18 protein-coding genes are annotated in these 24,259 nt (G+C 38.1%); 13 read left to right on the forward strand and 5 right to left on the reverse strand.

Going from position 1 to position 24,259, the window contains the following annotated elements; genetic code table 11:
• Positions 1-132: 132 nt before the first annotated feature.
• The 4 genes from H4J57_RS06995 to H4J57_RS07010 all read right to left on the reverse strand — a co-directional run bounded on the left by H4J57_RS06995 (position 133) and on the right by H4J57_RS07010 (position 5,841).
• Entirely contained in the window at positions 133-2,940 is a 2,808-nt protein-coding gene (locus H4J57_RS06995; protein WP_182221783.1) for a bifunctional aconitate hydratase 2/2-methylisocitrate dehydratase, read from the reverse strand.
• Between the two features lie 333 nt (positions 2,941-3,273).
• On the reverse strand, positions 3,274-3,567 hold the full coding sequence (locus tag H4J57_RS07000; protein WP_182221784.1) for a hypothetical protein: 294 nt from the start codon (positions 3,565-3,567) through the stop codon (positions 3,274-3,276).
• Positions 3,568-4,267: 700 nt separating this feature from the next.
• A complete protein-coding gene (locus tag H4J57_RS07005) occupies positions 4,268-4,831 on the reverse strand; it encodes a YSC84-related protein (RefSeq protein WP_182213643.1) in 564 nt (187 codons plus the stop codon).
• Between the two features lie 110 nt (positions 4,832-4,941).
• Entirely contained in the window at positions 4,942-5,841 is a 900-nt protein-coding gene (locus tag H4J57_RS07010; protein WP_182242339.1) for a MipA/OmpV family protein, read from the reverse strand.
• A 315-nt stretch (positions 5,842-6,156) separates the two neighbouring features.
• On the opposite strand from H4J57_RS07010, the gene H4J57_RS07015 reads away from it, so the two are divergent.
• The 12 genes from H4J57_RS07015 (at position 6,157) to H4J57_RS07070 (ending at position 21,839) form a co-directional block, all read left to right on the forward strand.
• Complete coding sequence (locus H4J57_RS07015) at positions 6,157-7,287, forward strand: efflux RND transporter periplasmic adaptor subunit (RefSeq protein WP_182242340.1); 1,131 nt, start codon at positions 6,157-6,159, stop codon at positions 7,285-7,287.
• Between the two features lie 53 nt (positions 7,288-7,340).
• Positions 7,341-10,661 (forward strand): efflux RND transporter permease subunit, encoded by a 3,321-nt coding sequence (locus tag H4J57_RS07020; RefSeq protein ID WP_182242341.1) that lies wholly within the window; start codon positions 7,341-7,343, stop codon positions 10,659-10,661.
• Position 10,662: 1 nt separating this feature from the next.
• On the forward strand, positions 10,663-13,752 hold the full coding sequence (locus H4J57_RS07025) for an efflux RND transporter permease subunit (RefSeq protein WP_182242342.1): 3,090 nt from the start codon (positions 10,663-10,665) through the stop codon (positions 13,750-13,752).
• 107 nt (positions 13,753-13,859) lie between these two features.
• Positions 13,860-14,237: a YacL family protein gene (locus H4J57_RS07030; RefSeq protein ID WP_070375813.1), complete on the forward strand. Its 378-nt coding sequence runs from the start codon at positions 13,860-13,862 to the stop codon at positions 14,235-14,237.
• A 166-nt stretch (positions 14,238-14,403) separates the two neighbouring features.
• Positions 14,404-15,531: an efflux RND transporter periplasmic adaptor subunit gene (locus H4J57_RS07035; protein ID WP_182242343.1), complete on the forward strand. Its 1,128-nt coding sequence runs from the start codon at positions 14,404-14,406 to the stop codon at positions 15,529-15,531.
• Positions 15,532-15,564: 33 nt separating this feature from the next.
• On the forward strand, positions 15,565-16,272 hold the full coding sequence (locus tag H4J57_RS07040) for an ABC transporter ATP-binding protein (RefSeq protein WP_182242344.1): 708 nt from the start codon (positions 15,565-15,567) through the stop codon (positions 16,270-16,272).
• Positions 16,269-17,429, forward strand: coding sequence for an ABC transporter permease (locus H4J57_RS07045; RefSeq protein ID WP_182242345.1), 1,161 nt, complete (start codon positions 16,269-16,271; stop codon positions 17,427-17,429). The genes H4J57_RS07040 and H4J57_RS07045 overlap by 4 nt, the downstream gene beginning before the upstream one ends.
• Positions 17,426-18,667 carry an FtsX-like permease family protein gene (locus tag H4J57_RS07050; RefSeq protein ID WP_182242346.1) on the forward strand — a complete coding sequence of 414 codons (1,242 nt, stop codon included), beginning with the start codon at positions 17,426-17,428 and terminating at the stop codon, positions 18,665-18,667. Before H4J57_RS07045 ends, H4J57_RS07050 begins: the two co-directional genes overlap by 4 nt.
• Before the next feature lie 191 nt (positions 18,668-18,858).
• Positions 18,859-19,419, forward strand: a complete 561-nt coding sequence (locus H4J57_RS07055; RefSeq protein WP_182242347.1) for a hypothetical protein — start codon at positions 18,859-18,861, stop codon at positions 19,417-19,419.
• 147 nt (positions 19,420-19,566) lie between these two features.
• On the forward strand, positions 19,567-20,019 hold the full coding sequence (locus H4J57_RS07060; RefSeq protein WP_182213624.1) for a DUF2141 domain-containing protein: 453 nt from the start codon (positions 19,567-19,569) through the stop codon (positions 20,017-20,019).
• A gap of 73 nt (positions 20,020-20,092) precedes the next feature.
• The gene (locus H4J57_RS07065) at positions 20,093-21,223 is read left to right on the forward strand and encodes a sensor histidine kinase (protein ID WP_182242348.1); all 1,131 of its coding nucleotides are present in this window, start codon (positions 20,093-20,095) and stop codon (positions 21,221-21,223) included.
• The gene (locus H4J57_RS07070; protein WP_182242349.1) at positions 21,216-21,839 is read left to right on the forward strand and encodes a response regulator transcription factor; all 624 of its coding nucleotides are present in this window, start codon (positions 21,216-21,218) and stop codon (positions 21,837-21,839) included. Before H4J57_RS07065 ends, H4J57_RS07070 begins: the two co-directional genes overlap by 8 nt.
• A gap of 27 nt (positions 21,840-21,866) precedes the next feature.
• Here H4J57_RS07070 and H4J57_RS07075 read toward each other — a convergent pair whose 3' ends face one another.
• The gene (locus H4J57_RS07075) at positions 21,867-22,718 is read right to left on the reverse strand and encodes an HDOD domain-containing protein (protein WP_182242350.1); all 852 of its coding nucleotides are present in this window, start codon (positions 22,716-22,718) and stop codon (positions 21,867-21,869) included.
• A gap of 203 nt (positions 22,719-22,921) precedes the next feature.
• On the opposite strand from H4J57_RS07075, the gene H4J57_RS07080 reads away from it, so the two are divergent.
• On the forward strand, positions 22,922-24,025 hold the full coding sequence (locus tag H4J57_RS07080; protein WP_182242351.1) for a YCF48-related protein: 1,104 nt from the start codon (positions 22,922-22,924) through the stop codon (positions 24,023-24,025).
• Positions 24,026-24,259 lie beyond the last annotated feature (234 nt).

Below are 24,259 nucleotides of genomic sequence, written 5' to 3' on the forward strand. Positions count from 1 at the left end.
AAAAGGATTACTTATTTTAGTTGATAGTAAGTTTTACCTCACTCAACCAAAATAAATAACCCTTATATTTCTAAGTCTATTTTAATGTATCGCTTAAAATAGAGTCCCTTATTAAGGACTCTATATCGGTGATTACATTACTGTAATAGGTACTGCTTGAGCAGTATACTTAGTCGTCATCTCATGCGTAGGAGGAGCAAATCGAGTTAAGTCGATACCCTCTACTGCTGACTTGTACTCTTCGATTGTTGGGAAACGACCAAGCATTGTTGAAAGTACAACTAACGGTGTAGAGCCAAGTAACGATTCGCCTTTTTTCTCAGCAGTATCTGCTACAACACGACCTTGGAATAAACGTGTTGATGTTGCAATAACCGTGTCACCAGGTTCAGCTTTTTCTTGGTTACCCATACATAAGTTACAGCCTGGGCGTTCAAGGTACATGATGTTTTCGTACTTAGTACGCGCAGCATTTTTAGGTACAGCATCGTCAAATTCGAAGCCTGAATATTTTTGTAAAATCTCCCAATCGCCTTCAGCTTTAAGCTCATCAACAATATTGTAAGTTGGTGGTGCAACAACTAATGGAGCTTTAAATTCTATCTTGTTACCTTGTGCTTCCATATTACGGAACATTTGAGCGATAATTTGCATATCACCTTTGTGAACCATACAAGAACCAACAAAACCTAGGTCAACTGATTTATCAGCGTAGTATGAAACAGGGCGAATAACATCATGAGTGTAACGTTTAGAAGCATCGTCGTTGTTTACATCTGGATCAGCAATCATTGGCTGGTCGATAATATCTAAATCAATTACTACTTCCGCGTAGTATTTAGCATTTTCATCTGGTGCTAATGCTGGCGTAGTGCCTGATTTTATTCCTTCGATACGTTGGTCAGCTAAGGCGATTAAACCGTTAAGTGTTTTCGCTTCGTTTTCCATACCCTTGTTGATCATTATCTGGATACGGCTCTTAGCAAGCTCAAGTGATTGAATTAGTGTTTCATCTTCAGAAATACAGATTGAGGCTTTTGCCTTCATTTCTGCAGACCAATCAGTAAAGGTAAATGCTTGGTCAGCTAATAATGTACCGATATGCACTTCAATGATACGACCTTGGAAGACATTTTCGCCATCAAATTGCTTAAGCATTTGCGCTTGAGTAGAATGAACTACATCACGGAAATCCATGTGGCCTTGCATCTTGCCTTTAAAAGTAACTTTTACAGACTCAGGGATTGGCATAGCCGATTCACCTGTGGCAAGTGCGATTGCTACTGTACCCGAGTCAGCACCAAAGGCTACACCTTTAGACATACGAGTATGCGAGTCACCACCAATGATGATTGCGCGATCGTCTACGGTAATATCATTTAATACTTTATGAATAACATCAGTCATTGCATGGTAAACGCCTTTCGGGTCACGTGCAGTAATAAGACCGAACTTGTTCATGAATGCCATTAATTTAGGAATGTTAGCTTTAGCTTTGCTATCCCAAACTGACGCTGTATGACAACCTGATTGGTATGCACCGTCTACTAGTGGAGAAATAGTAGATGCTGCCATCGCTTCAAGCTCTTGACATGTCATAGGACCTGTTGTGTCTTGAGAGCCAACAATGTTAACTTTAACGCGAACATCTGAGCCTGCATGTAATGGTGTGTTTGATGTTACACCAACAGCATTGTTATTAAATATTTTTTCAACGGCGGTTAAACCTTGACCTTCATGAGAAATTTCTTTTGAAGTGGCATATACAGGTGGTGTTGCTACGCCAAGTGTTTCAGCTGCGAACGTTTGTAATTTCTTACCAAATGTTACCGCGTAAGAACCGCCAGCTTTCATGAATTCTACTTTCTGTGGTGTAAAGGCTGAAGATATATCCGCAAGCTCTTTGTCACCGTTGTATAATTTTTTCGCTTTGGTATCGATAGTTAATACGGTACCAGTCGCTACAGAATAAGCTTCCTCTAAAACTGCATCACCATTTGCATCAACAACGGCGTTGCCACTTGCATCGACTTTCTTAACCCAGTTTTTAAGGTCAAGACCAATACCGCCAGTTACATCAACGGTTGTTAAGAAGATTGGAGAAATACCATTAGTACCCGCAACTATAGGCGCAATGTTAATAAACGGTACGTATGGACTTGCTTGTTTACCTGCCAATAGTGCAACGTTGTTAACACCCGACATACGAGATGAACCAACACCCATAGTGCCTTTTTCAGCGATAAGCATGACTTTCGCTTTAGGGTACTTAACTTGTAATGCTTTAATTTCTGCTTGAGCTTCTGGAGTGCTCATGCATTGGCCATGTAATTCACGGTCAGCACGTGAATGTGCTTGATGACCTGGAGATAATAAATCAGTTGAGATATCACCTTCACCGGCAATATAAGTGACTATTTCAACTTTTGCTTCAACTTCAGGTAACTTAGTGAAGAATTCAGCTTGAGCGTAGCTTTCTAAAATATCTTTCGCCAGTGCGTTGCCTGCTTTAAATGCAGCTTCAAGACGTGCTGTATCAGCGTCATATAAAAATACTTGAGTTTTTAAAACTTCTGCTGCTGGTTTTGCTACTGCTGCGTCATCAGATAATGCTAAATCAAGAAGTACTTCAATTGAAGGGCCGCCTTTCATATGAGATAACAATTCAAAAGCGAACGTTGGGGTAATTTCTGCGACAACTGACTGAGCTAGAATAATTTCTTTTAAAAATTCAGCTTTTACACCTGCAGCACTGGTTGTGCCTGGTAAAGTGTTATAAATGAAAAAGTTAAGTGAATCTTCGCGATGCTCATTTGCAGAATCTTTAATTTGAGCAATGATTTCTGATAATAGATCAGCAGAATCAATGGGTAGAGGAGCTAATCCTAGCTCATTCTTACGATTTTCAATTTCTTTAATGTACTCTAAATATAGACTCATTTAAAACTCTCTCTAGTTCTAATGGGCTAATAACATTATCATCATTAGCAAGGAAAAATTTTGCTTATAGTTTACCTGATTTTTGAGCTACTACGAATCATTTGATTAAATAAGTACTATTCACCGCAGTGATAACTAATAGAAAGTCTAGTTGTAGTAGTTATGTTGGTATTGTTGTGCGTTGATAATATTGTAAAAGTGAGGTGAATTTCACTCTCAGTCGAAAGGTTTACTTTGCGATATACTCACAACTGCTCATATTATAACCTAAGTATAGATTGGGCATGGTCATTTATCGATGCTTTTTAGCTGCTACGGTTGGTTAATCTTTTATTAATGACCTAACTTTTTAAGGACATTTTTCATATGCCTTTTAAAGTTTTTCTCATCTTTTGATAAACCACAGTTAAATTGTGATGTCGTTTTGCCTTGAAGGCCAATAACTGATAAATCTTCAGTTAACGTACAAGTACCGTTATCACCTTTTTTGACACTAAAGCCATTCCCCACCTGACTAGCTGTTGAGCCAATCTTCTTCTTTTGTGTATCTTCAACAAAAGAGTGCGGAACATAACTCGGTGTACCATGCATTAACGAGCCTGTATTAGGTTTAGCGAAGTTTTGCATGGCTTGGTCGATTATTTGCTGATTAATTTTATCTTTAAGGCGAGATAAATTTTGGGAAGTTGTGTGGTGTTTTACCTCTTCAGGCTGTTGTTTTTTTAGCGGAGCAGTTATCGCTTTTATTAAAGGACTTGATGGTTTAATGTCTGTCTTTTGCTGTGCAACCTCTTTAATGGCTAATTTTTTTTGTGCTACTTTTTTCTGTTCACTATCAACGGAAATGACTTTTTCTTGTTTATTTTCAATCGGTTTATAATAGATAAAACTATTAATAGGTACTTTTTTTGGTGTTTTGGTGAAATTATCGATCGGTTTGTCTTTCGTATTACTTAACAGTAAAACAACAAGAATATGGAAAATAATAGAGAAAAGAATAGCAAACTTATAACCTTGTATTGTAAAACTCCTTGTAAATACCGTTTTATACTATCTTTTTACGTTATTGATTTTAATAAAAGCACTTATTATTAAACATTCAAGTTAACGACTTATTACTCGGCTAAATAGACCATAGATAAAAAGGTAAGTTCATCTTCTTGATGGTTTTTATAATTAAGTGGAATTTAGCCAGAGTTAAGGTTGTCCATCAACCGAAGTTAATTTATGTTGATTTTCCCTTAAAGCGCACAAGGTTTATTTACATATTGTGCACTTTACATCAATAACAGATTTAACTAAGGATAATGACTACTGAGTTGGGCTGTTAATTAAGCTTACTGTCCTGCCAAAACTTAGTGCCTTTTATTGTTGCCTGCAGGGCTAAGCCATTTTCAGTAAAAGTGTAGACAGTTACATCACCGTAATACATTTCTCCTTCAACTGAACCGCCTTTATCACCCGCTTTTGCAGCGGCATCAACATTACCACCAAAGCTCCAACCTTGATTAACAAAATCATTCATTGCTTGTGCCGTATGAAATACCATAACAATACGGTAATCTTTAACACCAAGACCAAGGCCTATACCACCTTCAGCCATATTCATATAAGTATATTTAGCTGAATTATTACTTTTAACAACACCATAGCCTGTACCAGCTGCCATAAATATTAAATTGATATTAGCATTCGAAAAGACAGCATAACCTGCCGCTGAATTAATTTGGCTGCGGGTATCTGGTTTATTAGCAAAAAGTTGGTTAAGCACCGTATCTTTCATAGTTATAATTTCTTGCTGTTGTTCTGCTTTACTACCATCTCCCATTGAAGCACAAGCAACCAAGGTTAAGCTAAGCATTAAAGAGAACAATTTTTTAATTGAGAACATCGTTTTTTTCCTTTTGTAATTGATTATCTACAGTTTAGAGCAGTGTTAACTTTTTTATAAGTCAATTTAATCAATAGTAGCTATTTGTTTTAGTGTCATTGAAAGGTTTGTTACCAACTCGCTTTTTTGTCACTTTCGTATAAGCGCCAAACAAAGCCAATACCGACGCTGTAAGTAATGTCTTCTTCATAAAGAGGACTATTCTGGTTGGCTGCTCCTTGATGAAATTGTGCTGAGCCAGTGATAAATGCGCGGATATTTTTTCGTATGGGTAATGACAGACCCATAGAAAGTTCGGCGCCCAAATAGCCTCCTTTGGCATTATATTGTTGGCGATTGCTATTGGCGAATTTGCGATCAACTTGATAAAAGTAATCTTGTAATTTTTCAGTCGCAAAAGTTAAGCTAAAAGCGATATTTAAGCCTACTTCTTTAAAAATTGCACCACGCTGTTGGTATGAAATGGTTGGCTCTATAACAAAACCACGATCGTCGATGCGATCAAAATCAGTAGAAAATACCGCTCTTGCTTGCAAGCGAGCTTTGAGTCTTGCATCTCCACCTTGTGAAAATTTATAGTCTTTAACGCGATAAATTAATTGTGGGCCTATTTCAAATAAGAAGTCTAATTCAGGCATACCAGCTCGAGATGTATTGTCATCACTGTCGGCAGAGAATGCACCGCCAAAGGAGAGGTCTAATTCAAAATCACTTGTTTCAACAACAACTGCACGCATGCCATCACCACCTCCAACCCGAAATACATCGCCCCGATAAACGACATAGGGCGCGGCTAATGCAATAAAATTTCGCTCGCTTGATGCTGGGTAATTAGCGACTTCTATAGCGCCACCACCAAGTCCAAACTCCCATAAAGGCTGACTTTCGTTGATGTTCTCAAAGCCAGTTAGCCCGCGAACAGGGGACTCGTCTTTGTCATTAGCAATAACGGGCGATACGAAGATAACAGCAGTAAAAATCGCTAAAAAATACAGTTTTATAAAAGACATTCAATAACCTTGTTAGAAAAATTTTTTTTATATATTAATCGTAAACCATAGTGCGCGGTGATTAAAACTATTTTAATTATTTTAGTGGTAGGTGTTTAATGTTGATACTGAAAAAAAATGTTCGTTCGATAGATAGCGTTTCTGTGGCGACTTAATAAATAATTCAAAATATTTTTTACGGATAAAATTCTTATACTTGCTAGTAATCATAACTCGTTACAATTGAATGTTTAATAACCCTCAAAAGCTATTTGTATCTTACTTGCCGATCCGGATAAAATGACATTAATTATAATTATAAAACAACGGACCGTTATGCACCTCAATTCACTAGCAACTTCATTATTATTATCACTATTCTTAGTCACAGTGTTAAGCGCTTGTAATGAAGAAAAAGTAGCAGACAAAGAAAAGAAAGTTTATCAGGTGCCCGTAGAAACTACTCTTGTTGACAATAGAACTATCACTAATACTTATCGAACAACTGCTGTGCTTGAAGCAAAAGCAGAAAGCAAAGTCACCAATAAAGTCACAGGCATGATTAACAAGATATTAGTTGAAGAGGGAATGTCGGTTACCAAAGGACAAATTTTAGCTGAAATTGATTCTGAAAATTATTTATTAGAACTTGAACGTACCACTATAGATGTCGACTCTGCGGTTGCCGAATTTAACCGCAGTAGACCAATAGATGGTGAACAACTGATATCGGTTAAAGATCTAGAGAAGCTTGAGTTTTTAGTGAAAACAAGAAAAAACCAACAAAAAGTGGCGGCGATACAAGTACGTGATTCAAAGGTAAGAGCGCCAATATCAGGTGTTATTGCTTCAAGAATGGTGAAAGAAGGCAATATGACCGCTAATGTTGGTGGTGAAATGTTTACCATTGTTGCGCTCGATACCTTACAAGGGGTTGTTTATTTACCCGAATCTGAAATGAATAATGTTCATGTTGGTCAACAAGCGTATTTAAACTTTCCGGCAAATGCAAAAGAAGTTCCTGCAACGGTTGGCTTAATCTCACCAATCATTGATACCGAGTCGGGGACTTTTAAAGTGACCTTAAAAGTTAATAACGATAACCATGTCTTAAAACCAGGGATGTTTGCCAAAGTGTCACTAACACTTGATGTTCATGATAACGCGCAAATTGTGCCACAAAATGCCTTGCTTGTTACCGACACTGAAACCAGCTTATTCGTTATTCAAGATAATAAAGCTAAGAAAGTTACAGTGGTTACTGGTTTTGAACAAGATGGTTTTGTTGAAATATTAACGCCACTAAATGCCCTTGAACCGGTAGTGATTGTCGGTCAGCAAGGTTTGAAAATTGATAGTGCTGTAAAAATAATAGGTAAAGAAAAAATCCAAAAGAAGAACGTTGAACTAACTACTGATAATAATGCCGTTAAGGAAAATGCTGATAATCAAGCAACACAAGACTAATAAGTTGTGAACTGGCTTTTACCTAATCATTAAATCTAAAGGAATTATTATTCATGAGTATTGTTAGTACTGTGGTTAAACGCCCGGTAACAGTAGCGATGTTTACCCTCGCTGTGATGTTATTTGGCATGGTGGGGTTTTCTCGACTCTCTGTTGCCTTGTTGCCCGATCTTTCTTATCCAACGTTAACCGTAAGAACCGATAACGCCGGCGCCGCACCTGCTGAAATAGAACAATTGATCAGTAAACCCATTGAAGAGTCAGTTGGTGTTGTTAAAGGGATACGCAAGGTTCATTCTATCTCAAAAGCTGGACAGTCCGATGTTGTTATTGAGTTTGAATGGGGCGTGGCGATGAACTTTGCGACGCAGAATGTCCGTGAAAAGCTTGACATAATTGCATTGCCAAAAGATGTTAATAAACCCATTATTTTACGTTTTAACCCCGCACTAGACCCCATTATACGTTTAGGGCTGTCCACTGAAAATAAGCATCCTCGGGCATTAAAAAAGATACGTACTTTTGCTGAGCAAGAAATAAAACGACAGCTGGAAACTATTTCAGGTGTTGCCGCTGTGCAGCTTGGTGGCGGTTTACAGCAAGAAATACAGGTTGTATTTGATCAAGAAAAAGCTGCGCGCCGAGGTATAACAGCACAAAGTATTGTTGCACGTATCCAAAGTGAAAATATTAATATGTCGGCAGGTCGTGTTTACGATGGTCAGCAAGAGTATTTAGTTCGAACAGTGAACCAATTCGTCTCACTCGAGCAACTTGGCAATATGATTGTTAAGCAAGCCGATGGCAAAACTATTTATCTTAAAGACATAGCACAAGTTATTGATGGCGAAAAAGAACGCACCGATATTACTCGTATCAATAATAATGAAGCGATAGAACTGGCCATTTATAAAGAAGGCGATGCTAATACGGTAACCGTAGCAAAAGCGGTAAATAAAAAATTAGCCGAGCTTGAAGAAACTTTACCCGAAGCACTGACTTTTACGGTTATTTATGACCAATCTGAATTTATTGTCAATGCGGTAGACGAAGTGAAAAGTGCGGCTATTATTGGCGGATTACTTGCCATGTTGATTTTATATTTATTCTTGGGTAATTTTTTCAATACGATTATTATTTCACTAGCGATACCTATTTCAATTATCGCGACCTTTAATTTAATGTTTGCTAATGATATTAGTCTTAATATTATGTCGTTAGGGGGCATTGCCTTAGCGGTTGGCTTATTAGTTGATAATGCGATTGTCGTGCTAGAAAATATTGCGCGCTATCGCGAAAAAGGCGCCAGTATTATTGAAGCGGCAATAAAGGGTACCGATGAAGTCTCGGGCGCTGTTATTGCTTCTACACTGACCACTTTAGCGGTGTTTTTTCCTTTAGCTTTTGTGACCGGTTTTGCCGGGCAATTATTCAGTGACCAAGCGATGACGGTGACTTTTGCGTTACTCGCCTCTTTAATCGTGGCGCTAACCTTAATTCCTATGCTGGCATCACGTCAATTTAGCCAAAATAAAGGAATGCCTACAAATGACAATAATGATGACTCATTAGAAAAACAAACCGATAAAGTGCCGCTAACTAGAAGAAAGAAAGTCGTTAATATCGTCGTGCACATTTTGGCCTTTCCGCTTTTATTGGTTTTTAATTACTTACCTTTATTATTAACCAAAACTTTGTTATTGATTACTAATTTAATCACTAAGGTCGTCAGCTTTATTTTTAAACCGGCACATAAAGCTTTTAGTTATTATTTTGAAAAACTAGCGTCAGCCTACAGTCGGTTATTAAAAGTCGCCTTGCAAAATAGAGCTATTTTAGTGGCACTTAGTTTAGTGTTTGCGCTTGCTGTCAGCAGTTTATTACCAAAAATTGCGGTTGAACTTGTTCCTGAAGTGGCAAAGTCGGAATTTACTATCGAGTTAACCTTGCCACAAGGAACGCCCATAGATGTTACTGATCAACGGCTAAAAGACCTTGCTGCGACTATTGCCGAAGATAAACGAGTCAAGCACAGCTATTCGTTAGCAGGTAGCGGTAGCTTAATGATGAGCTCAGCCAGTAAAGGCGGTGAAAACTGGGGACAACTGTTAGTGGCACTTTACAGCAGTGATGATCTTGAATCAGTTAAAGCTGTGGTTCGCGCGAAAGTTGCTCAAATGGCTGATGTCACCGCTGAAATAGCGCAAACAGAAATGTTTACAACAGAGCGTCCTTTGCAAATTATTTTGTCAGGATACGACCTGGTGGCTTTGAAAAAATACAGCGACCAATTAATGCAAACAATGTCGATGGATAATCAGTTTATTGACCTAAACAATAGTTTACGCGCCGGTCAACCTGAGTTAAAAATCAGCTTTGATAATGAGCGCTTAGCAAGTTTAGGGTTAAAAGCGTCTGATATAGCCGATCAGTTAGTCACTAAAATTGCTGGCTCGGTGGCGAGTAAATACAACTTACAAGACCGACAAGTTGATATCCTAGTGCGCGCCGATGAAAACGCGAGAAATTCAGCACAAGCTATTCGTCAATTAACGGTTAACTCGCAGCAGGCCAAATCATTACCACTAGCCGCCGTTGCCGATATTACCGAAAGTATTGGCCCTAATGAAATCAACCGTATTGACCAAAGTCGTGTTGCTATTATTTCCGCATCACTGGCTTATGGCGACTTATCTGCAGCGGCCGCCAAAGCCGAAAATCTAGTGAAAGAACTCTATTTACCTTTTAATATTAAAGCACGAGTCGCAGGGCAAAATGAAGAAATGGAAAGCTCTTTTTCTTCCTTAATGATGGCGTTAGCGTTAGCGGTATTCCTTGTTTATTTAGTGATGGCTTCACAATTTGAGTCGTTATTAAATCCATTTATTATTTTATTCTCTATTCCATTAGCCGTGTTAGGTTCGGTATTAGGCTTATATGTTACTGGGACCAATATCAGCGTTATCGTACTCATAGGTATTATTATGCTAACGGGTATTGTGGTGAATAATGCCATTGTTTTAGTCGATAGAATTAATCAGTTACGTCATCAAGGTGTTGATAAACTTGCTGCTATTATGGAAGCGAGTCGTTCACGTTTTCGCCCGATTATTATGACATCTTTAACCACTATTTTAGGTTTAGCGCCGTTGGCATTTAGCAGTGGAGAAGGCTCTGAATTAAGAGCACCTCTTGCCATTACGGTAATGAGCGGCTTACTGGTTGCAACAATGCTAACGTTACTTTTAATTCCTGTTTTGTATAGCTTGTTTGACCGAAAAAACTATATTGTCGAAAGCGATGAACTTGACAATGATGGTTTTGAAAGCCAGCAAGCTAATAGCGCATCCTCTAATAATGTAGCCGAGGCGTAAGATGACAAATTCAACGTCTAAAAAGAAAACAGCTAAGCAAAGCATTTTTGACTTACCAGTAACTGTTTGGTTAACCGCTTTAGCGATAAGGCGGCCTGTTACCACGGCTATGTTGATGTTGTCGCTTTTTGTTACTGGGCTTGTCGCCAGTAAATTATTGCCACAAGAAAGCTGGCCATCACTGAATATTCCGATGGCTTTTATTAGTGTGCCGTATAACGGCGCCACACCTGAAGAAGTTGAACGCTTAATTACCCGGCCGATAGAAGAAGCCGTTTCGACTTTAGGCGGTATTACTGAAATGCAGTCAAGAAGTCGGGCCAACGGTGCTTCTATTCAGGTAATGATGGATCTTAGTAGTGATCTCGATAGTAAAATATTAGAGGTACGAGAAAAAGTCGATATGGTGCGCCATCTTTTACCTGAAGACGTGCAAAGCGTAATGGTACAAAAGTTCTCTACTGAAGATCTACCCATCATGAGCTTGGTGTTATCGGGTAATAAAGACCTCTCCACCGCTTATGACTTTATCGATAAAAAACTGAAAAACCCGCTAGAAAGGCTTCAAGGTGTTGGTAAAGTCGAAATGCGTGGCGTTGTTCAACCCCATATAGAAATTCATTTAGACAGTATTAAGCTCGCGATGAATCGTGTTGATCAAGCAAAGTTATTGCAAGATTTACGTGACAGTAATTTTTTAGTGAAGTCAGGCTCTATTCTCAATGGAGGTAGAAAGTTCAGAGTTTCTCCTGACGGTGAATATCATAGTTTAGACGACATTAAAAACTTTCAAGTTAAAGTGGGTGTTCGGTTAAGTGAAGTAGCGACAGTGAGTTTAACCGCTCCTCCTAAGAATAGCGAAATTAGAACAGATAGAAAGAAGTCAGTTGGCTTAGAAGTCTTTAAAGAGTCTGATGCTAATGTTGTCGAGGTGACAAATAACATTGTTGCTTTAATTGAAGTGCTTCGCCAAGAAGATGACTTTAAAGCGATTACCATTGGAATTAAAGATAACAGCGGCGAAGAAATTCAAGAATCATTAGGTGATTTGTTAAAGGCGGGCGCCTTAGGTATTGTCTTGTCTTTTATTGTTTTATTTATATTTTTGCGCAATAGCCACATTACTTTTATTGTTGTTGCTTCTGTGCCTATTTCGTTAAGTTTTGCCTTAGCTGGCATGTATTTTATGGGCTACACCTTAAACATGCTCTCACTGGCGGGGCTTTTTATTGCCGTTGGTTTACTGATTGATAACTCCGTCGTTATTTGTGAGAGTATCCTTCAACAACAAGATAAAGCCTTAACCTCAATAGACAAAATTCTTCATGGTGTTGATAATGTCAGTATTGCCATTATCAGTGGCACACTCACCACCACCATTGTATTTATGCCTTTGCTGATGGGTGAAAAAAACTTTATTACCATCTTAGTTGAGCAAATAGCCGTGGCGATTTGTTTACCTTTATTGGCATCATTAATTATTTCAAAAACCGCCATTCCATTAATGCTTAGTCGTGTTAACAAAAAGGCCTTGTCGTCAGTTGTTACCCAAGGAAAATTAGATCGCTGGTATCGTCCTAATTTAACAAGAATACTGACTCACCCTAAAACAACCGGGGTTTTCATTTTATTACTTTGCATTAGTGGTGTGTTAACCAAGCAAATGGTCAATATTAATGGCGAAAAGGGTAAGACTGTCAAAGAAATCAATATTGTCTATCATATCCAAGGGCAACAAAAGTTAGCTGATGTCAGTAAATTAGTCGATGAGATGGAGCAGTACTTATACGATAATCAACAAGCCTTCGAGTTTACACAAGTCAATAGCCGGATTTGGTCAGATTTTGCCATGTCTCGCATAAAACTTAACGATGGTTATTCAAAAACACTTTATGATTTAAAAGCAGAGATTAAAAAAGGTTTCCCCGATACGGCCATTGCAGAACCATCATTTGACTGGTCAGAACAAAAAGAAAATTTGGTCAAACTTACTTTAAACGGCAGCTCAACCAAGCGTTTAATACAATTGAGCGAATCTGTGATCAGTCAGTTAAGTAATGTTGAAGGTTTTGCTGAAGTTGGCATCGATAACGAAGATAAAAACATGGAGTTAGTACTGCGTATCGACCGAGAAAAAGTGTCACGTTTAGGTTTAAACACCCAAGATATCGCTAGTCGTATTTCAAGTGCACTGCGTGGGACTAACTTGCGTTCGTTTCGTGATGCTAAGCTAGGTGAAGTTGATATTCGCTTGGTCTATCACGCTGAACAGGCTGTGCCGCTCGAACGTATTAAAGAGTTACCTATTTATGAGAGTAACGGCAGAGTTATTACCTTACAGCAACTCGTTGTTTTTGACACACAACCGATAATGCAACAAATTACGCGCTCAAACAGAAGAACTACCTTAGGAATTTCTATTAATTTAGCTGACTTAAGCCGTGTTGAAGCCTCGATGAAAATTAAAGAAGTGATGGAGAATATTGTTTTTCCTTCGGGTTATGATTGGAACTTAGGACGCCAATTTGCGCAAGACGAAAAAGCAGCAAAAGACATGATGATGAACATGATGCTTGCCTTAGCGCTTATTTTTATTGTTATGGCAGCGCTGTTTGAATCACTATTAATGCCAATCGCTATCTTGTCTTCGATTGGTTTAGCTTTTATTGGTGTTTACTGGACCTTTGCTATTTTAGGCATGGGGTTGGGTGAAACAGGCCTGATCGGTATGTTGATTTTAATGGGTATAGTGGTGAATAACGGTATTGTCCTCATAGATCAAATCAACAAGTTAAAAGTAGACACTGAGAATATAATGACGCCGATTATCGACGCTTGTGTTAGCCGTATTCGGCCAATATTTATGACAGTTGCAACAACTATTATTGGTATGGTGCCGTTAGCATTAGCATCAAGTGATAGCCAAGCTTACCCGATGGCGGTTGCCATTATTGGAGGTTTGTTGTTTTCAACCTTTACCAGTTTGTTTTTGGTACCGTTTTGTTATTTGATGCTGGTTAAATTGGGCGAACGGTCAAGCAAGCGTTTTTCTATCGCCAAAGCCTTTGCCGATAAAAAAATTCCATTATAGTTTATCACTCGTATCGTTTCATCGAGGGGGATAAGAGTAAATGTTAACTCCCCCTTGTGCGATAAATATTCTATAATAAAGATATCAAAAAATTTCCGAGTTATCCCATGGAATACGAATTTATAAACGACCCTACTACTCGCTATGCGAAAGCAAAGTTCTCTTTTGAACATGAAGTTTTTGGCCCTTGGCTTGAAGTTGAAGTAGGTAACGATCCACAAAAATTAACCGCGTTGTTAACGCTCATCGATAAAGCCGAGCACGCAAGTGCACAAGAGCAGGAGATTGTTGGCAGTGAGTATACGGTTAGAATCATTGAAAAAGATGTTTCGATTGCCGCTAACGCGAGCTTAAATGGTATTGAAGCTTTACCTGAAGCACTCAGTGCTGATGATATAGACTTTGACGATCAAGAGTCAGCAAGTTGTGGGCTAGAAGACTTTCGCGAATTATTATTGTCTTGGGCAAGATTCACCACACGTTAACTCACTCGGTTAACCTCAAGTCAGTCATTCGTTATTGATAGATGAATAACGTTTTCATCCTATTTACGCTTTTATTATTTATAGCTTTTCTGATAACAATGACTTTTGGCACTGTTGTCTGACGCCACTTTTTTTTATTCTTTTACAAACTTTGTAGGAGAATAAAATGCCGATAACACGTAAAACCCCTTTCGAACTTTCTAAGCTGACTATTGATAGATCTCCGCAAACTAAAGCTGCGGGGCTATCAGGTAACTATACTAGTATCTTGATTGTTACGTTACTCAGCACAAGTTTATATTTTGTCGGTCAGACACTGTTTTTTCCAACAAGTGCTGCTGAAATTATTAATCACCTTGAAACTGATAACAAACGAGTAAATGAGTCAGTTAACGTCGATATTAAACAACACTCTCCTACCACCCATAATGTAAATACAGCAGAACCCATAAATAACAGCGTACTTGATGCGAGCGGCCATGTGGTTGCGAGGCGCATAGCTACAGTATCTTCTCGTGTAACGGGTAAGCTAAACCGCTTAAATATTGAGGAAGGACAAAGGGTAAGTAAATCAGAAATACTCGCCGAGCTTGATGATAAGCAAGCATCGATTTCATACCAACTTGCTTTAGCGGAATTATCGGCAAAGCAAGCGGTTTTTGACGAGTTTACTTTACTTTTTAAACAGCAAAATCAGCGGTTTAAGCGTAATAAGACGCTGGCCAGCAAAAAGCTGATCAGTGAACAATTACTTGAAGACAGTGCCTTTAAAAATGCACAACTCGCCATCCAAATACGAAATAAAAAAGCCATGGTTGACTCCGCAAAGCAACGAGTTGAATTGGCGCAGTATCAGTTAAATCAGCATAAAATTCGCGCGCCATTTGATGGTGTCGTGATCAGTAAAAATGCCCAAGTGGGTGAGCTTATTTCAGCGGGATCTTCTGGTGGTGGTTTTATTCGTACCGGTGTCGGCACTATTGTTGATATGAGCTCGTTAGAAATTGAAGTTGAAGTAGGTGAGAGCTATATCAATCGTGTTTATCCTGGACAAAAAGTATTCGCTAGATTAGATGCATACCCGCAATGGAGTATTAGCAGTGAAGTCGTTGCTGTTATACCTACTGCAGATCGTCAAAAAGCGAGCATTAAAGTCAGGGTGAAATTGTTAACAGCAGATCCTCGGATTTTACCTGATATGGGGGTGAAGGTTAGCTTTATGAAAAACGATCAACACTCGTTAGATGTTTTCCCTAGTAGCTCAAATAATCACGTAGATATAGCCGCACTTTAATGAAAGCCTCTCTGCAGATTTTAGGAAAAAATGATGAAAAATAGCTATAACATTACATTAAAAAATATTAACAAAAGTTACCAGAAAGGTAAAAACACGGTAGTCGTTCACCATGATTTTAACTTAACGATTAAATCAGGTGAGTTTGTCGCATTAATGGGACCATCAGGTTTAGGAAAAAGCACCTTGTTGCATTTAATGGGCGGCCTTGATCAACCGACATCAGGTGAAGTGATTATTGGTACACAGCGTATTGATCATTTAAAGCAAGCGGCATTAACCCAATGGCGCGCTGAAAACATTGGTTTTGTTTTTCAGTCACATCATTTATTACCGGTGTTAAGCGCGCAGGGTAATGTTGAACTGCCACTCGCGTTAACCTCGTTAAATAAAAAGCAACGACAAGAGCATGCTAGTTATGCGCTAGAGCTCGTTGGCATGAGTGAGCGTGCTAGTCATTTCCCCAAAGAGTTATCTGGTGGGCAAGAGCAGAGAGTTGCTATTGCACGCGCTATTGTCAGTGACCCGCATATATTATTATGTGATGAGCCAACGGGAAATTTAGACCGAAAAACAGCCAATGAAATTCTGGCATTACTTGACCAACTTAATCGCGATTTTGGTAAAACCATTGTTATGGTTACACATGATAAAAAAGCAGCTGACTACGCAAGTAGAGTGATTAATTTAGAGTCTTATATTGGCGAAGCACATAACTGTCATATGAGGGAAAGCAGATGAACCTACTGATATTAGTTTGGCGGAACAGCTTTCGTAAAAAAGTACGTTTTTGGTTAACCTGTACTTCTGTCATGGTGGCTTTTTTCTTATTGACGACCTTGTCTGGAGTGGATCAGGCGCTTACGGCTAATGTAAGCAGTAGTAATCAATACCGTTTAATGACCAGTCATAAAATATCAATGACACAATCTCTCCCCATTAACACTCAACAAAAGATTGCGGCATTACCGGGCGTAAAACAAGTGAGTTATGCATCTTGGTTTGGTGGGTACTTTCAAAATGAAAAAAATCAACTACCCGTAACTGCGGTTGACCATCATCATTATTTCAATTTATTTGATGAATATATAATCCCTAGTGAGCAACTAGCGCAATGGAAAAAAACGCGCACAGGTATTGTTATTGGTCAGGGACTTGCTGATAAATATGGTTGGAAAATCGGTGATACCGTGCCATTAAGCTCTTCTATTTGGATGAATAAAAGTGGTTCATTTAATTGGTCGTTTACCGTTTCTGCCATTTACCAAACAGCTCAGCATTCATCTGCTGATAATAAAGTGTTTTTCCAACATGCTTATTTTGATAAAGGCCGTGCTTATGCTAATAATTCTTTGGGGTGGTTATCGACTGAAATAACTGAAAATGTCAACGTAGATGACGTTATTGTTGCTATCGATTTATTGTTCTCACATACCAACAATCCAACCCGTACCACGACTGAACAGGTTTTTATTAAAGAACAAGCACAACAGTTTGTTGATATGGCTATGGTCATTAACCTTGTAGTTATTGCGGTATTCTCTACTTTATTACTGATTGTTTGCAATACCATGATCCAAACTATTCGTGAGCGTAATAATGAAAGCGCAATGATGAAAGCTTTAGGGTTTTCAGCGACACGTTTAATTCAAGGTGTTTACCTAGAGGCTTTGTTATTAATTGGCTTAGGCGCTTTGTCGGGCAGCATTCTTGCCTCTTTATCTCTAGCATTGGTCGGCCAGAGTTTTAATGATTTTTTACCGGGTATATCGATTGCGCCAAGTCATTATATAACCGTATTTGCCTGGGTAAATATTGCTGCCGCTTTTTGCACTGTATTTCCGGCGGTAGCGATTAAACAACTTGTTATCAGCAAAACGTTAGGAGACAAGGCATGAATATTTCATTAAAGGCGCAGCATTCATGGTTTATCAATATAAAACAAGCACAAGCGTTAACGGTTATTAATTTTAAAAGTTTCCCGCAGCGTATTATTGCTTCTATGGTGAGTATATTAAGCATTGCTTGTGTTGCTGGCGTTATTTTAAGTGTTCTGGCAATGACTGAGGGAATGATGAAAACACTGGAACGTACTGGTTTAGATAATACCGTATTAGTGATGCGCGCGGGAGCCTCTTCAGAATTGCAAAGTGTGATGTTTCCAGTAGAAGTTAATATTTTAGCGAATAATCAAAAAATTATTAAAGATGAACAAGGGCTGGCGCAAGTATCGGCTGAAATGTTTGTTAATGCTGAAGTGACTTATATTTCTAATCTAGATACCGTAGATCAAGAAACAGAAACGAAAAGTTTAGCGTTGCGAGGTATCAGCAAATCGACTCAACAATTTCGCCCTAATTTTCGTTTAGTCAAAGGTGAAATGTTCGCTACGGGTGTGCGTCAGCTAATTGTTGGTCAGGCAATAACGCGTAGAATGCCAGAGTTAATTGTTGGCAAAGTTATCACCTTAGGTGGAGCAGCGTGGACAGTCAGCGGGATTTTTTCTGATGGTAATAGTGTTTTTGAATCAGAATTGTGGGCTGATATTGGCATGGTACAGAGTGATTATCGTCGAGGAAATACGCTACAGTCTATCCGCTTAGCATTAAAAGATATTAGCGATTTACCACAATTAGAAAAAGAGTGGCAGGACGACCCTAGGTTAAACATTCGAGTGTTAACAGAAAAACAATTCTTTGCTGATCAAGCCAGTAACTTAACACGCTTAATTCGTTGGTTAGGTTTTCCTATTGCTATTGTTATGGCGTTAGGCGCAATAGTGGCTGCACTTAATACCATGTATGCCACCATAGCAAGTCGCTCTAAGGAAATAGCTACGCATAAAGCGATAGGTTTTAGTCCTTTTGCAATTTCAATGTCGATTCTTTGTGAAGCCTTGCTCATTGCTTTTGTTGGTGGGGTGTTAGGCATACTACCTTTATATTTTGTCTTTGATGGCTGGACGGCTGCCACGCAAAATGCCAGTAATTTGAGTCAAATGATGTTCAATTTTGATATTACGGTTTTGTTGATGATTAAAACAATGTCGTTAGCGTTATTTATTGGTTTATTAGGTGGGATATTACCAGTAATAAAGGCGATGCGTTTACCTGTTACCGAAGCTTTACGTGACTAATCCCCCCTTAGGCACACATTAGTGGTGTTGATGATTAATGTGCTTTGTATCGGTGCTGATACCTTCTTCTTCGGCCAAAAGTCATTTTTTTTATAAGCAAACCATGACTTTTGGCACCTTTGTTTTAGCTTGTGAAACGTTATTATTTAAAATAAGTAAATAGTTAATCACTCAACGACAAGGCAGCCCGTATGTTAAATAAACTCAGTGCTTTATTACAATTTCTCCCGCTTTCACTTTTTTCAATGATTGGTTTTTGGCAAACCGAAACATCCAATGAAAGCTGGTTATTGGCTTTTAAAATAGCTGCATTGGTGGGAATTTGTCAGTTAGTGTTAATCAGTAAACTTAAAATAGTGATGAGCCGTTTAATACTATCAGCGAATATTTATTTGATTTTAGGTGGTTTAGCGGCATTTTTTCAACAATGGTGGTATTTATCGTTTTATAGCATGTTGCAAGAGTCGGCCATTTTTATTGTGATGATTGTTGTTGGTATTACCACCATGCTCTTTTCAAATCATGGTTTTGTTGGGATCAATAAAACACAGATTAAAGAAACTAAAGATCGGATAAACATTAATAAAAAATCAGCTTACTTATTTATCGCCGTACTGATATCGCTCGTTCTATCTTGGTTGTTTAAAGGTAATATCGTACTCTCTGTTATCGCACCTATTGTGATTCTCGCACTCTTTCAACGTTACCTTGTTCATCTTCATAACCAACAATATTCTTATAATGTCCTTTAACCTTTAGGTGCCAGAAGTCATGTTTTACTGCTGTGAAAATGATGACTTTTGGCACCTGTTTAACAAAAGCTTTAGCTTTACACTGATCATGAATTAATAAACAAATTTACTTATCCTCTTTCAATTTATATAAATAAAGGAATCATTATGATTTTTAAAAAATTAATCTCTTTGTCAGTAACCAGTTTAGCGCTTTCTGTAATAAGTGCATTATCGATGATTTTATTATTAAGCCAGCATGCCGTTGCCGCTGACTTAACGGTCAATATCAGTGATATTGAGCAAGGGAAAGGCCACCTTTTAATCGCTTTATATGCCTCAGAAGAAGATTATAAGACAGATAAAGCTAGTTTTTATGCAAAAGTTAAAGCTCAAAATGGTAAGGAAATCGCTATTTTTGAAAATGTACCTGATGGCGACTATGCGATAAAAATGTATCAAGACGAAAACGACAATAACAAAATGGATTTTAATATGATGGGGATCCCAAAAGAAGGCTATGGCTTTAGTAATAATGTCGGCATGTTTGGTGCGCCGAAATATAAAGAAGCTAAATTTATGGTGAAAGAAAACACAGCAATTACGATTGATTTGTTTTAAAATCATATGATTATGAAGTTTTAAATGTGCATGTTAACGGTTTAGACTGCACATTTTATCTAGGTATTTATTTATGTTGAAGTCACCATTACCAGAGCACTTACGCAAAGACTGGCTACTACATTTTTCTGGCTTTATTACTTGGTCAGTTATTTGCTATTTGTCTTTAGTCAATCTTGATTTTGGTCAGACGTTTGTATTGAAATTGTTGGCATTTATTATTTTTTATCTTTCATTTGCATGGATTGTTTTTTCTGATAAAAGGGCAGAGTCGAAGATAAATAAACGACTACTGGTGGTTGAAGTAGTTACGGTATTATTGTTAATTTCATCAGATATTTATAATGTTGCCGCTATTTTGTTAGTGTTGATTGCGACGCAGTTACCATCAATGTTTACCCGAAAAAAAGCATTGTTGTTGATGTTTTTTATTACAGTCGCTCATTTTACTATTGTTTATGATGGCAGTTTTATTTCTGGATTTTTTCAGGTCATTATCTATTTTATGCTACAAGTTTTTGGTTTCTCTGCCATAGAAACAATCTTGCGTGAAGCAAAAGCTAAAGAAGAATTAGCGGCTATTAATCAAGAGTTGTTAGCAACACGATTTATGCTGAAAGCTTCATCGAAAAAGCAAGAAAGATTACGAATATCTCGAGACTTACATGATGCTATTGGTCATCAGCTAACGGCGTTGTCTTTGAATTTAGAGGTCGCTAAACATAAAGTTTCCGAAGAATTTAAACCCTTACTGCAAGAAAACTTACAACTGGCTAAAACACTGCTAAGCAACGTTCGACAAGTGGTAAAAGAAATGCGTGAAGAAGAACAAATAGATCTTGTTTCGTCGCTTGAAAACCTCATTAATCAATTGCCTAATTGTCAGTTAACTGTGAAATCATCCATTGATATTAATTCACTGCAACTAAAGCAACAGCTGATGTTTTGTTTACAAGAAGGTGTGAGTAATGCGCTTCGACATGGCAAAGCGAACCTATTTACTTTAGCCTGTGAAAAAATGGGCAATAGCTTAGTCATTAACTTGTCTGACAATGGCACGGTTACCAACAAGAATAACGAAAACTTTGGCAGTGGTTTAGCTGGCATGAATGAACGATTGATTGATTTTTCTGGCAAGGTAGATCTTATTGTAAATGACAGTGGTTTCACCTTAAAAATACAAGTAGAGGATTGTTATGATTAATGTTGCGCTTGTTGATGACCAACAGTTAGTTCGACAGGGAATTGCAGGGTTACTTTCGTTAAGTGACGATATAAGTATTATTTGGCAGGCCGAAAACGGCGAACACGCTCAACAAATGTTGGCCAGTGAATCAACGCCTGATGTGTTGTTACTCGACATTAGAATGCCAAAAGTGAATGGTATTGAGTTAGTTAAAATTCTAAGAAGCCAAGGCAGTACCTTGCCTATTTTAATGTTAACAACTTTTGATGATAGCGAACTGTTTATGCAAAGCTTACAAGCAGGTGCTAATGGTTTTTTACTTAAAGATGTTTCCTTAGATAAACTCGTTAATGGCGTTAAAACACTGGCCAATGGTGGTTTTGTGGCTGAGCCCGTGGTGATGAAACAATTAAATAAAGGCTTGAATGAATCTAAAGTTATTGAAGCCTTGTCTGAAAAAGAACAACAGATTTTAAAGTTGGTGGCGGGTGGTTTCTCTAATAAAGAAATTGCTAGTAGTATTTTTCTTGCTGAGGGCACAATTAAAAATCATGTATCAACAATATTATCAAAACTTAATACCCGAGACAGAACACGGGCGGTATTGATTGCACTTAACCAAGGGCTTATTTGACAAACTTATTTAAGGTAGCTTCAAGGGTTAATCAGCTTTTACATCGAATGATTCGCTGTCTTCAAGATAATCTTGATAGTTGTCTTCATCAATGTCGAGTAAGGTGAAAATCATCTCTTGCACATAAGGCCAGTCAGCAGAGTCTCGACAGTGCTTATGATTGTGTACTAGGTTTTCTGCCAGTTTTAATATTGCATAGTAAACTTCTTGACCACGTGGATTATTCATTTTGAGAAAATCACGGTCGTGATGTATTAAAATTAATTCGCAAATATCTTTAGGTAATCGCCAAGAAGAGGCAACGTAATAGCCAATGGTTGCGTGGTTTACACCATAAGCTTGGTCTTCAGTGATGGGGAGTGTTTTATCTGGGGTGCTGTAAGCAAGTTGGTAAGTATCGTTGTAGTCACTATACTTCATTGCCATAATGGGAATGCCGCAATCATGAAATAAACCAAGAGAAAAGAGCTTATCTTTTGAGGTTTTTTCTTTAATCGTTTTGCCAATATGAACACAAGTGTTGGCAATATGTGTGGCACTGTCCCAAAACTCTTCTAAAGCGATACTACAATCTTGTTGGTCAAAACTACGTTTAATCAAGGTGTTGGTTACTAATGAGTTTATTCCCTGCAAACCGATATAACGTACTGATTTGTGAATGTCAGATATTGAGCGCGACAATCCATAAAGGGGCGAGTTAATGGTTTTCAGAATAATTGAAGCTACACCGACATCTTGTGAAATAATATCGGCTAACGCATTTACGTCTGGCTCGTCTTCGGCCATTATTTTTTGTAGTTTAATTAATAAACTTGGCTGAGCCGGAATAGAAAATCCACGGCGGATATCAGCGAGTACTTTATCATCAACTTCTAGCATAAGAATTTACTGTTTTATTAATCAATTAAGTATTATCACGGCTATTTTTATTATTCTACTATCGCTGAAGTTGGCGGTATTTACAACTTAATGACTGACAATTTTGTTGCTTTGCCTCTTTGTCAGTGTTTGATGTTTATCACTTGTTAAATATTTGAAAATATTGAATAGTAGCGCTATGTTCACTTAAAATAATAATTATCATGCTATCAATTCTTTCAATATTACCAGAAGTTAAAGTAAGCACTCGCTTAATTCGTATCTTAAAATCTCTTAGTATCACGACTGTCTTTTACTCGGTAATTGCCAGTAGCACTACTATCGTTGATTTGCCGTCTTGGCAACATACGGTGCTGCCAGGTTCACCTTCTTTGCGCGGAAGTGCTGTTATCGATAATTCATTGTGGGTTAGTGGTAGTAATAAGACTGTTTTTGTTAGTCAAGATGGAGGTAAAACTTGGTTGGATAAATCAGTAGATAGCCCTATAAAAACAGGTTTTCGCGATATTGCCTTATTCGATAAGCATACCGCTATTGTTATGGGGGTTGGCAGTGGAGAACAATCTGTACTTTACAAAACCATTGATGGTGGCGATAGCTGGCAGTTACTTTATCAAAATGAAGATAAAGATGGCTTTTTTGACTCCATCGCTTTTTGGGATGGTGATAATGGTTTGTTGATGGGAGATCCTGTCGATGGCTTTTATGTTATAAAAAAAACCAGTGATGGTGGCAAAACGTGGCGCCGTATCGAGCAGAGTAACATCCCGAAATTTGTTGAAAAAGAAGCCGCTTTTGCGGCCAGTGGTAATACCTTAATTGTTGGTGACAAAGGTAAAGCTTGGCTTACTACGGGTGGATTTTCAGCATCAGTTTATAGCAGCGTCGATTTTGGTGAAACATGGCAACGTGATCGTGTGCCACTGTACTCTAAAACACAAACCGCCGGCGGTTATGGTTTAGCATTAAATGCCAAGCAACAACTTTTTGTTGTTGGCGGAGACTATGAACAGCGTCCTGCAAGTTACCCTAATATGGCAACTTTTACCGATAACCAATGGCAGTCAGTCAATGCTGGGCAATATGGCTTGCGCTCAGCAATGAGTTGTCAGGGAAATATTTGTCTTGCTACAGGAAAAACCAGTAGTGATATTTCGCTTAACGCAGGAAAAACGTGGCAAGTACTAGCAAACCCACAAGGTAAAAAAGACGATAAAGGCTTCTATACCCTTGCGAGCGATAAGATGATGTTTTTGGCGGCAGGCGCGGATGGTAAAGTTGGCGTTTATTCATTTAGACAAAAGTAATATTTCATACTTGCTTATCAACATAGGCTGCAAGTGATAATCAAACTAAACTTTATCGTTAAAGCGTTACGCTAGTCGATAAAGTTTAGTGTTTTCTGACAATTAACTCTGTTTAGCGGTTGAATCACGGACAATCAACCTTGGTGTGTAATGATGAACACTATCCATTGAAAGGCCGGTTTGTTGCGGGTTATATATTGCGCTAAGATTTAACTCAATGAGCAATTAGCTATG

It is taken from the genome of Colwellia sp. BRX8-7, assembly GCF_014077275.1.
Taxonomy (GTDB): domain Bacteria; phylum Pseudomonadota; class Gammaproteobacteria; order Enterobacterales; family Alteromonadaceae; genus Colwellia_A.

What these genes read in the sequence shown, in the direction of transcription:
- H4J57_RS06995 (WP_182221783.1), bottom strand. Translation starts at nt 2,940, where the DNA reads ATGAGTCTATATTTAGAGTACATTAAAGAAATTGAAAATCGTAAGAAT.
- H4J57_RS07030 (WP_070375813.1), top strand. Translation starts at nt 13,860, where the DNA reads ATGGAATACGAATTTATAAACGACCCTACTACTCGCTATGCGAAAGCA.
- H4J57_RS07050 (WP_182242346.1), top strand. Translation starts at nt 17,426, where the DNA reads ATGAATATTTCATTAAAGGCGCAGCATTCATGGTTTATCAATATAAAA.
- H4J57_RS07075 (WP_182242350.1), bottom strand. Translation starts at nt 22,718, where the DNA reads ATGCTAGAAGTTGATGATAAAGTACTCGCTGATATCCGCCGTGGATTT.
- H4J57_RS07065 (WP_182242348.1), top strand. Translation starts at nt 20,093, where the DNA reads ATGTTGAAGTCACCATTACCAGAGCACTTACGCAAAGACTGGCTACTA.
- H4J57_RS07080 (WP_182242351.1), top strand. Translation starts at nt 22,922, where the DNA reads ATGCTATCAATTCTTTCAATATTACCAGAAGTTAAAGTAAGCACTCGC.
- H4J57_RS07025 (WP_182242342.1), top strand. Translation starts at nt 10,663, where the DNA reads ATGACAAATTCAACGTCTAAAAAGAAAACAGCTAAGCAAAGCATTTTT.
- H4J57_RS07045 (WP_182242345.1), top strand. Translation starts at nt 16,269, where the DNA reads ATGAACCTACTGATATTAGTTTGGCGGAACAGCTTTCGTAAAAAAGTA.
- H4J57_RS07010 (WP_182242339.1), bottom strand. Translation starts at nt 5,841, where the DNA reads ATGTCTTTTATAAAACTGTATTTTTTAGCGATTTTTACTGCTGTTATC.
- H4J57_RS07070 (WP_182242349.1), top strand. Translation starts at nt 21,216, where the DNA reads ATGATTAATGTTGCGCTTGTTGATGACCAACAGTTAGTTCGACAGGGA.
- H4J57_RS07055 (WP_182242347.1), top strand. Translation starts at nt 18,859, where the DNA reads ATGTTAAATAAACTCAGTGCTTTATTACAATTTCTCCCGCTTTCACTT.
- H4J57_RS07005 (WP_182213643.1), bottom strand. Translation starts at nt 4,831, where the DNA reads ATGTTCTCAATTAAAAAATTGTTCTCTTTAATGCTTAGCTTAACCTTG.
- H4J57_RS07060 (WP_182213624.1), top strand. Translation starts at nt 19,567, where the DNA reads ATGATTTTTAAAAAATTAATCTCTTTGTCAGTAACCAGTTTAGCGCTT.
- H4J57_RS07015 (WP_182242340.1), top strand. Translation starts at nt 6,157, where the DNA reads ATGCACCTCAATTCACTAGCAACTTCATTATTATTATCACTATTCTTA.
- H4J57_RS07000 (WP_182221784.1), bottom strand. Translation starts at nt 3,567, where the DNA reads ATGCAAAACTTCGCTAAACCTAATACAGGCTCGTTAATGCATGGTACA.
- H4J57_RS07040 (WP_182242344.1), top strand. Translation starts at nt 15,565, where the DNA reads ATGAAAAATAGCTATAACATTACATTAAAAAATATTAACAAAAGTTAC.
- H4J57_RS07035 (WP_182242343.1), top strand. Translation starts at nt 14,404, where the DNA reads ATGCCGATAACACGTAAAACCCCTTTCGAACTTTCTAAGCTGACTATT.
- H4J57_RS07020 (WP_182242341.1), top strand. Translation starts at nt 7,341, where the DNA reads ATGAGTATTGTTAGTACTGTGGTTAAACGCCCGGTAACAGTAGCGATG.